This window comes from Plantactinospora veratri (assembly GCF_036421995.1).
GTDB classification, from domain to species: domain Bacteria; phylum Actinomycetota; class Actinomycetes; order Mycobacteriales; family Micromonosporaceae; genus Plantactinospora; species Plantactinospora veratri.
In genome coordinates this window covers 92,053-100,252 of the sequence record NZ_JAZGQL010000042.1, presented here as the reverse complement: position 1 = coordinate 100,252, position 8,200 = coordinate 92,053, and the positions used below count along the sequence as shown (strand labels likewise).

Annotated in this window: 6 protein-coding genes and 1 pseudogene; 3 read left to right on the top strand and 4 right to left on the bottom strand. The window is 63.8% G+C overall.

The genetic code is table 11. From position 1 onward, the window contains the following. Positions 1-233: 233 nt before the first annotated feature. Entirely contained in the window at positions 234-1,253 is a 1,020-nt protein-coding gene (locus tag V1634_RS35380) for an integrase core domain-containing protein (RefSeq protein ID WP_331211977.1), read from the bottom strand. Between the two features lie 575 nt (positions 1,254-1,828). Between V1634_RS35380 and V1634_RS35610 the strand changes: the two are divergent. From V1634_RS35610 to V1634_RS35365, 3 genes and pseudogenes are all read left to right on the top strand, one after another. Further along, positions 1,829-1,987: pseudogene (locus V1634_RS35610) on the top strand (DUF2637 domain-containing protein); the annotation flags it as partial. A 115-nt stretch (positions 1,988-2,102) separates the two neighbouring features. Next, on the top strand, positions 2,103-2,438 hold the full coding sequence (locus V1634_RS35370; protein ID WP_331211976.1) for a hypothetical protein: 336 nt from the start codon (positions 2,103-2,105) through the stop codon (positions 2,436-2,438). Next, the gene (locus tag V1634_RS35365; protein WP_331211975.1) at positions 2,435-3,844 is read left to right on the top strand and encodes a caspase family protein; all 1,410 of its coding nucleotides are present in this window, start codon (positions 2,435-2,437) and stop codon (positions 3,842-3,844) included. Before V1634_RS35370 ends, V1634_RS35365 begins: the two co-directional genes overlap by 4 nt. A 248-nt stretch (positions 3,845-4,092) precedes the next feature. On the opposite strand, the gene V1634_RS35360 is transcribed toward V1634_RS35365, so the two are convergent. The 3 genes from V1634_RS35360 to V1634_RS35350 all read right to left on the bottom strand — a co-directional run bounded on the left by V1634_RS35360 (position 4,093) and on the right by V1634_RS35350 (position 8,189). Continuing rightward, positions 4,093-4,581: an integrase core domain-containing protein gene (locus V1634_RS35360; protein ID WP_331211974.1), complete on the bottom strand. Its 489-nt coding sequence runs from the start codon at positions 4,579-4,581 to the stop codon at positions 4,093-4,095. A gap of 1,041 nt (positions 4,582-5,622) precedes the next feature. Further along, positions 5,623-6,879 (bottom strand): cupin domain-containing protein, encoded by a 1,257-nt coding sequence (locus tag V1634_RS35355; RefSeq protein ID WP_331211973.1) that lies wholly within the window; start codon positions 6,877-6,879, stop codon positions 5,623-5,625. After that, complete coding sequence (locus tag V1634_RS35350; RefSeq protein WP_331211972.1) at positions 6,879-8,189, bottom strand: MFS transporter; 1,311 nt, start codon at positions 8,187-8,189, stop codon at positions 6,879-6,881. The genes V1634_RS35355 and V1634_RS35350 overlap by 1 nt, the downstream gene beginning before the upstream one ends. Between the last annotated feature and the right edge of the window lie 11 nt (positions 8,190-8,200).

Here is an 8,200-nt window from a genome sequence, read left to right as displayed (position 1 = left end):
CCACCAGCAAACACAGCTAACCCCACCCCGCAGTTGACCGTAATCATCGTCGTCCGACAGTTGGCGTGCCTGCCGGTAGGACCCGGCAGGCACCCCTGTACGACCCTGTACCGCTCGGAAAGTCGGTCAGAGCTACGCCTGTGCCGTTCGAAAACCCGGTTCTGGCTACGCTGCTTGCGAGTATTCGCTGATCATACCGTGGATGATCTTCCGTCGGCGTACCCGGATCGTGGTCAGGTCGGCCACCGGTGGAGGGGGTGCGTCGCGGTTCGGAGGGCGTTGCGACCGGCCTTGATGGGGCCGATGTTCGTGTAGTGCCTGACGTACTCCTCCAACACGACATGCAGGTGCCGCGGGTTGTAGATAAGCATCCGGTCCAGGCACTCCCGGCGTACCGTGCGTACCCACCGTTCGGCGTGGGCGTTGGCGTTGGGCGCGTCGGGCGGGCTACGCAGGACTTCGATCCCTTCAGTAGTGAACACATGGTCGAACGCGGCGGTGTACTTGCTGTCGCGGTCCCGGATCAGGAACCTGAACCGGCCCACCCGCTCCCCGAGATCCATCATGAGGTTGCGGGCCTGCTGGGCCACCCACGCCCCGGTCGGGTTCGTGGTCGCGCCGAGGATGCGGACCCGCCGGGTGGCGATCTCGATCAGGAACAGCACGTAGACGCGGGTCAGGCCGATCGTGTCGACGTGCAGGAAGTCGCAGGCCAGGATCCCTTTGGCCTGGGCGGTGAGGAACTGAGTCCAGGTCGGCCCGCTGCGGCGCGGTGCCGGATCCAGCCCGGCCTGAGTGAGGATCTTCCATACGGTGCTGGCCGCGATTCGGTAGCCGAGGCCGATCAGCTCGCCCTGGATCCGCCGGCAGCCCCAGGCCGGGTTCTCCTGCACCAGCCGCAGCACAAGTGTTCGCAACTCTGCTCGAGTTGATGGGCGCCCCGGCTGTCTCGGGTACGTCCATTGACGGGCGACCAGGTTGCGGTGCCACCGCAGCAGCGTAGCCGGCGTGACGAAGAAACTCGCCCACCGCGGGCGGGGCAGCAGCCGCGACAACGCCGACAACACCGCCCGGTCCCCCGGTTCAAGATCCGGACGGCTGACCTGCCTGCGCAGGACCGCGACCTGGTGACGCAGCACGAGGATCTCGACTTCTTTCGACCCCTCGCCACGCAGACCGAGCACGATCAACCGCATGATCTGGCACAGGAACAGATACCCACACGAGAGGATCACGGTCGCCAGCCTGGCCATCAACCCCACACCCGGCGTCGCACAAACCCGCACGTCAAGACCCCGCGACCGAGTTTTCGAACGGTACAGAAACGGCCCGTTGCCGAAGATCCGATAACGAGCCGTTTGACCTGCTTATATAGCTGGTGGGCGATACTGGGTTTGAACCAGTGACCTCTTCCGTGTCAACTTTGCCCGGGACAACGCGCTGACCTGCCGGAGTACCGTTTCGGCAGGTCAGCGCTTGGTACCTCGCGTCCGTTGGTGGCCATTCGGCACCCTTGGCGTCCGTTGAACGCACCCATCCATTGGGCCTACGCCGACACCGTCTGGGGAGCGCCCGGGACCGGCATCGGCCAGTTCGGCGGTAATAATCGTCCCGCGCTCCCCCGCAATCGTCCGACACGCCAGGCGTAACCAAGTCGCTGCAACGTAGATCCGCCACCCGCTGCGGCTCTTCTGGACGCCCTGCTCGCCGTGGCCGGACTGGTCCTCGACGCCGGCATCGCTCTCACCGAGATGGTCCGCGCCCTCGATGTGACTGCGGCCAGGGCCGGCGCACAGGACTCGACCTGAACCAGTACCGCATCATGCGTCTGCACGCGCGAGCGAGCCCGATCTCCCAGGCCATCGCGGCATGACCACCATTGGCCCTGCTCATCACCGTCGAGCTGGTCACCCGCGTACCCGTTCACCGGCGCTCACTCGGCATCATCCGAGTCGTCGCCGCCTTGGCTATCGCAGCCACGTCGTCGCGGTAGGTCGTCCTCCTCGTCGAGGACATCCTTCAAGTTGCCCGCTACATCGACAGCCACCATTTCTCAGCTGGCATAATCGGAAGTGAGGTGGCAAGTGACTGACTTCGAAATCATGATCGACAGCGGTGGGGACGTCGAGCGAGAGCGTCTGGCAGCAGACCTGCACGCCTTCCTCGCCAGCGAGATCCCGACGGCGACGCTCATCCGTCGTCGCCGGGATTCTCTTCGGCAGGACTTCGGCTCGATCGTCGGGATCGTCCTCGGCTCCGCCGCGGCCGCCGAGATGATCCGGACCTTGACGAGCTGGTTGCTGCGACGCACCGAACGCGAGCGGGTGAGAATCCGCCTGAGACGATGCACCAGCGCGGGCGACGAGGTGGAGATCGAGATCGAGGGTCGGCCGACGACACACACCAGACAGATGCTCGAACGGTTCTTCGACCAATGACCCTGGCATACCCTCCAGGTCGAATTCTGGCGATCCTCGCTGGCGCAAGTCACTTCCAGTCTCCAACCTTCGAGGATGCGCCAGCCTTCGCCCATTGCTCGACCGCGATCGGTGAATACCTGACCGACCCCGGCTTTCTCGCTATCCACGCCGACGACACGCTGATACTGTTCGACCAGCCGGACGCGGTGGGGCAGTACAAGCAGATCCAGACGTTCCTATCGGAGCGACTAACCGTCCATCAGGCTGAGGACGGCCAAGGGATTCTGGTCCTATTCGTTTACGTCGGCCATGGCGGGTTCTTCGGCAACCGCGGCGACTACTGTCTCGTGACGACCGACACCCGGGCTCCTCTGGAAGCCGAGACCAGCATCCGGGTGGCGACGCTCGCATCAGTGTTGACCTCATCAGCACCCCGGAGTTCGTACCTACTGATCCTCGACTGCTGCTTCGCCGCCGAGGCGACGTCGCTGTTCCAGAGCCCACTAGACGAGGTCGTCGGCCGACACGCCGACGAGGTGGCCGACAGCCGACGAGTGACTCTGCTCTGCGCCTCCAGCGCCCGACGACACACGGTCATGGACTCGCGGACCTCCACCACGGTGTTTGGTTGGCATCTCATCCGCGTCCTACGACACGGTGAGCCAACCGTCCGCGGTCCCCTGAGCGTCAACGACGTATGTGCGGCGATCCGGCGTCGGGCCGCCCGTTCCAGCGATCCGGCGCGACAGATCTACCCCGAGGTCCACTCACCACGCCAAGCAGGCCGCGACCTTGCCGACATTGGCATCTTCCACAACCCCGCACGTCCCACGCCGACCGAGATGCCACCGGTCACCAGCGAAGATCACGACATCCGGGTCGAGCTGTCCCAGGTCCACACAGCCCTCCGGCTCGCCGCCGGCGGAATCTCAGCACGTCTGGTCAACGCCTGTGCCGAGAAGGAACTCCGGCGGATACGGCAACGGCACCAGATGCTGCCGGGGGAACTGGTGCTCGCGGTGGTCCAGCAATCCCAGGAGCCTCCACGGGAACCGGAGACACCAACATCGAACCCAATCCTGAACCTCGCCGCCCAAGCCGCCACCATCGGGTGGTATTTGCTCAACGCCTACACCTTCGACCACCCCGAGATCGTCTTTACGACCTGGGGAATGCGGGTCGCCTCCGGTCGCATCACCAGCCCGCGGTGGAAGAACGTGTACGCGATCCGCTACGAAGACCTCGCCCGGCTCACCTTATGCGTGGAACACCGCGACACCTTGACCACGCGCCTGACCGGCAAACGCGAACCAGCGGCCGCGACGCTGGCCGGCGACGACACCACATACCCGCTACCGATCAATCTAACGACCATCGACACCTGGCGGACCTTGCTCGAATCACTCAAACTGGCTGTCCGTTGACGGCCCGCCTGTCGACCGAAGTCAACTGATCTTCGGCTCGACCATTGCACACCTGCCTCGGCCGAGCCATGATCCACGTCGCCGCCAACACCGGCGCCCTACACGAAGTCAGCGGCGACCGATGGCTCGGCCCACCCAAACCAGGGCCGCCATCCGACATGCGACTCCCGGCATTCCTCACCGCCGGCATCGACCGTGTACCGTTCGAGAACGCGGTTTCGGCTACGCGGCCTGCTCGTACTCGTTCATCAACCCGTGGCCACCTTCCTGCGCCGTACCCGCACCGCACCCAGATCAGCGGCCTTCGCCGGAAGCCTGTCCCGTTCAGGTGGGCGTCGCCTGCGGGCCTGGTGCGGCCGATGCCCGTTATAGTGCGCCAGATACTCGTGCAGCACGGCGAGTAGCTGTCGCGTGTTGTCGATCAGGAGCCGCTCCACGCGTTCCCGCCCGACCGTACGCACCCAGCGCTCCGCGAACGCGTTCGCCCGAAGCGCCTGCGGTGGCGTCCGGAGCACCTCGATACCCCCGGCCCGGAGCGCGGTGTCGAACATCGCGGTGTACTTGGCGTCCCGATCCCGGATCAGGAACCGGAACCGGTTGGCCCGCTCCCCCAGGTCCAGCATCAGGTTGCGGGCCTGCTGCGCCACCCACTCACCGGTCCGATTCGCAGTGGCGTCCAGCAGATGAACTCGCCGGGTGGCGACCTCCATCAGGAACAGTACATAGATGCCGGTCATGCCGATGATGTCTACATACAGAAAAGCGTAGGACAGGATGCCTTTGGCCTGCGCGGTGAGGAACTCGGTCCAGGTCGGTCCCGCCCGTCGCGGCGCCGGGCCGGCACCGGCCCTGGTCAGGATCGCCCAGACCGTGCTGCCCGCGACTCCGTAGCCCAGGCCAGCCAACTCGCCCTGAACGCGCCAACATCCCCAGATCGGATTGTCCCCGGGCCAGCCGCAGCACCAACCAGCGCACCTCGGCCGTGACCGGTCGGCGACCCCGCCGCCGCCCCGGGTAGGTCCACCGCCGCGCGATTAGGTGGCGATGCCGGCGCAGCCAGGTGGCCGGGTTGACGAAGAACGCCGACCACCACGTCCGCGGCAACAACCTCGACAGCCGGCCAGCACCACCCGGTCGGCCGGTTCCAGATCCAGCAGGCACACCCGCCGACGCAGCATCGTGACCTGATGCCGCAACACGAGCGCCTCGACCGCGTTGGCGCGCCCACCGCGAGCCAACAGGATGACCAACCGCAGTGCCTACCGAAGAATCAGGTAGCCGAACGACAGGATCACGACCAGCAGCATGACACCATTCGCCGAACCCACGCCGGACAAAGGCGCACGTCAGCGCCCGTGGCCGAGTTTCCGATCGGTACAGGGTCCATGCCGGCCTCGGCGAGCAACCGCAGGAATCCCATTTGGCCCCCTTGGCGGGGTTGCCCGGCCGACGCAGACCCAACTCGCTGTGCCCTGCGGCAAGCCGCTGCCACCACCGACTTTCAATCGCCTCTGGGCGCCGTAAGTGTGCACAGACCGGATGCGCACTACGTCACCGGCCCCGCCGCTGCAGGTGCACGATCTGCACCGCTCGTGCCTAGAACGCCGTCCTTACCGTCCACACGTAAGCCACGCCGACACCGGAATTTTACTGCCTGCCTCCCAACCAACAGTCCAGGCAGAGCTCTCCAAATCTCGAATCTGCCAACCGCGACCCAAGTCGGGTCATGAAATACAACGGTTCCACTATGACGGCGTGGCGCCCTTGGGAAACGCCGACTATTGGGCTTGCTCGGCAAAGCCGAGCACCCCAGCGGCGAAGAGCTCCGTGACAGCTTGCGGAGTGTGGCCGTCTTTATCGACCAGACGTCGATAAGAAACGGAATTGCCGATGATTAGTTCATTCAACGCTTCCGTGTACTCGTCCCCGACTTGCCAATCTCGGCCATAGGCATGAATTGTAGTGCCATCTCGAGTCTTGGTCATGGTGGCTCTGGCAGCCAAGCACTGGACGAGCGCGTTGTCTGACCGAGAGCGATGGACCGAGAAATCTACGGTCGGCAGACTGGGAAGCGGATCTGGAGGCATCTCGTCGTCGCGGTACTGCAGGTAACGGCAGATCAGGTCGTCACTGATGGCAGCAATAAGAGACTGCCTAAGATCCGCTAGATATTTAGCCCTGTCCTCAGTGGATGCGATCCTCGGGACGTCGCGCCGTACTGCCTCCGACGATCGCGCCTGATCTACCGCCCAGCGAAGCATGTCGGCCCCCGAAGGCCGAATCAACGCTACGGTCAGATGAAGGGACGGTTCCCCAATCGAATTCACGTCGTGCCACCACCCCCGCGGAACGTACAACGCCTCGCCGGCGTTGAGCAGGAGGTCAGCCAGCGGTTCAACAGTCGGCGGCGGGCTTTCAACGATATCGTCTGGAAGTGGCCACCGCCTCGTCGGACCGAAGATCCGCCACCTTTTGCGACCATCCACCTGTAGGATGAACGTGTCGTGGTCATCCCAGTGAACGTCGAAGCCGTGCGTGGTTCCCCAACTAGCGTAAGCGTTGACGGCGGAGTATTCACCAAGATCGCGTTCGATAGCGAGCCGGAGTTGCCGCACCGTCGGAACCTCTTGGTCTACAGCGTTGAGGACGAGTGTGGCGCCATCGCGTAGCAGGCTGGTTAGTGCGGCCGCATCAAGCCGGCGAACACTTCCGCGAGGGTGGCTGACCTGCCGGCTGTATCCGTAATAGGACAGCACTCTCCCGTCCTTGCTGAGATCAAAGCGATCGCTCGGGATCTGCTGGCGGCGGACTAGTTCGTTGACATGCTCCCAGGAAAGGAGTTCGGCAAATCGGGACGGTTCCCCCGAGAAGTGACGGAAGACGTTGCCGTAGACCTCGGCGATGAATTCCTCCACCGTCAATGGCGTGACGAGACTTGCCAGAGCATGACGGCCGCCTGGCAATGCGGCGAGCTTCGTCTCGCGCGTAGGGACGACGGCATGTTTGTCGTCGATAATTCCTGAGCTTGAAGTCATTATTCCTCCTTTGACTGCACTGGTACACGAGACGGCAGTTCGCTGCGCCGCACAACACCTTGGGCCGCAGCGGCGAAAGCGGCTGTGGCCGTCACCGCTGTAGCGCCGAAAAATAGCCACTCCAATGGGAGCCCTTCGGCGAGGAAGCCCGTCGCGGCATAGGCGACAGGAACCAACCCAAAGCTGGCTAGGTTCATGACGCTCATGGCTCGCCCAATGTAATGCATTGGGGCGTGAGACTGGACAAGGCTTGCAGTGATCGCGCCGACCGAACTGGCACAGAGGCCTATGACCGCTGTGGCTGCCGCTACTTGCCAAAGGTCTGGCGCGATACCCAATCCCGCGATGGCAACTGCCTGTACGCACACTGCGGCTATGATCGTTAGCCCGGCCCGTCTCAAACGTAGGCCCAGGATCAGGAATAGCGCGCCCAAAGTTGCACCAACACCAAAGCAGCCAACGAGCAAGCCGAGGCCATCCGCTCCCCAGCCGCGAGCGTTGACAAGGAGAGGTACACCTAGGTTGAACGCGCTGGCGAACGCGAGTTCCATGAGCGCGATCAGCAAGAACAGCGTCCGTAGGAGCCGTTCATTGAGCAGATACCGAAGGCCCTGGCCCATCTCGGTCAACAAGTTCCTGTTACCTTTGGTTGTGTCGCTGACCGCAGCTTGCCGAATCTGGACAAAGACCAATGCGAGGGTCGACATCGCAAGCATGGCTGCGACGATGCCGAATGTTGCCTCGATACCAGATATTGCGACCATTAGGCCGCCGAATGGCGCGCCGGCGATGGCAGACACCCGGTAGGCAAGTGAACGCATGCCATGCGTCCGGGTGAGCTGATCGGGTGGTACGACGAAAGCGGGGAAGGAGTCCGCTGCGGGCCAGAAGAGGGCATCGACGACTCCGAAAACAACCGCAACCGCCAGCAGCATCCAGAGGTCAACCCCGGCGATGGCCACATACGCTACAGCGACAAGCAACGTCACGATCCGTAGTACGTTGCTTGAGATCATGATCAGTCGGGGTGCGAATCGGTCCACTAGGACGCCGCCGACGAGCATGAGCACGGCCCGCGGTATGGCACCTGCGGCTAGGACGACCCCAACGAACCCAGCGTCCACCGACCTCACCGCTGCCCATGCAAGCACCACGAAGTAGACCTGATCGGCAAGCAGCGAGAAGCTATGCCCACAGAACCAGAAGACCAGGTTTCGTCGGACCTTCGGTTGTTGGACCGTCCGATGCTGGCCGTAGCCAGCTTGGACTCTCTGGTCGGTTCCGGCTGGGTTTGCCGCTGGAGAGGTCATGGGCACACCAA

Bases quoted from the DNA above. Each gene is read 5' to 3' on its own strand.
- V1634_RS35380 (WP_331211977.1), bottom strand. From the start codon at position 1,253: ATGGCCAGGCTGGCGACCGTGATCCTCTCGTGTGGGTATCTGTTCCTG.
- V1634_RS35370 (WP_331211976.1), top strand. From the start codon at position 2,103: ATGATCGACAGCGGTGGGGACGTCGAGCGAGAGCGTCTGGCAGCAGAC.
- V1634_RS35365 (WP_331211975.1), top strand. From the start codon at position 2,435: ATGACCCTGGCATACCCTCCAGGTCGAATTCTGGCGATCCTCGCTGGC.
- V1634_RS35360 (WP_331211974.1), bottom strand. From the start codon at position 4,581: ATGACCGGCATCTATGTACTGTTCCTGATGGAGGTCGCCACCCGGCGA.
- V1634_RS35355 (WP_331211973.1), bottom strand. From the start codon at position 6,879: ATGACTTCAAGCTCAGGAATTATCGACGACAAACATGCCGTCGTCCCT.
- V1634_RS35350 (WP_331211972.1), bottom strand. From the start codon at position 8,189: ATGACCTCTCCAGCGGCAAACCCAGCCGGAACCGACCAGAGAGTCCAA.